Genomic DNA, 1,109 nt, shown 5'->3' with positions numbered 1-1,109 from the left:
CTTCGATGAGTAATGCTTACATCGAAGAAATTTTTGACTAATAATAGAGGATGCATTTTTTGAATTCACCAATATTTTAAAATTTAAAAATATTAATTCTGAAGATGGGCTTTAACAGAAAGAAAGCTGTCAGCCTAATTGTTTTATTTTACGAGTAAAAAGCCAGTTCATCAAGATTTGTCTTTTTTAAGACCTAATAAAACAAAAATAATATTTTACTATATATGAATTATATTCCCCCGCGCTCTTTCTCTGTGGCGTTTACTAAGGAGAATCGAGTAATCAGAAAATATGTTGGTTCCTGATAGTCATTATTGACTACACAAATCCGTTTTGCCTAGTTTTATAGGTTGGCATGAAGCTTGCGTATATATTAACGAGAACGTAATACAAGTGGGAGGCAAAGTACATGTCGAATAATGAAAAACAACATCTTAATTTACCTTTTACCGGAATCTGTACTTTCGGGAAATATCCCGTATGTCCGGATCTAGACCAGCTAGATGCAGATGTAGCTGTCATTGGAGTTCCAAATGATATGGGAACACAATGGAAGTCAGGCGCAAGAATGGGTCCAAGAGGAATTCGTGAAGGCTCTACATTATATAGTTTCGGGTTAGATGGAGCCTATGATATTGAAAATGATATCATGTATCTTGGCCCGAAATGGAAAGTTGTTGATTGCGGCGATGTAGACATAGTACATGGGGATATGATGCAATCCCATGATAATACGGAAGAAGCCATTCGGAAAATCGTTTCAAAAGGTGCAATGCCGGTTGTTTTAGGTGGAGATCATTCCATTACAATTCCAGTAGGAAAGGGCTTGGGTGAACTCGGGCCATTTCATGTGATCCAGATTGATGCGCATTTAGACTGGGCAGATCACCGTTCAGGAATGCGGGTTGGACATGGAAGCTGCATCCGCCGCTTATCTGAAATGAATCATGTTCAAAAGATTTTTCAATTGGGCATTCGTGGAATCAGCAGCAGTAAAAAAGAAGATGTCGATGCTGCCAGAGAATACGGAAGTGTCATCTTGTCTCCCCGCCAAATGAGAAAGATGGGATTTGAACAGGTTTTGGAACTTATTCCAGCAGGTGAAAAAT

Annotated in this window: 1 protein-coding gene; it reads left to right on the top strand. The window is 38.6% G+C overall.

The annotated features are described in order from the left end of the window. Nucleotides 1–409 precede the first annotated feature (409 nt). Nucleotides 410–1,109, top strand: a 700-nt coding sequence (locus tag AC1DUW_RS29955; RefSeq protein ID WP_477644326.1) for an arginase family protein, incomplete at its 3' end; no start/stop codon positions are given.

Source organism: Peribacillus sp. P4_C12 (genome assembly GCF_056402095.1).
This window is presented reverse-complemented; position numbering and strand designations above follow the sequence as displayed.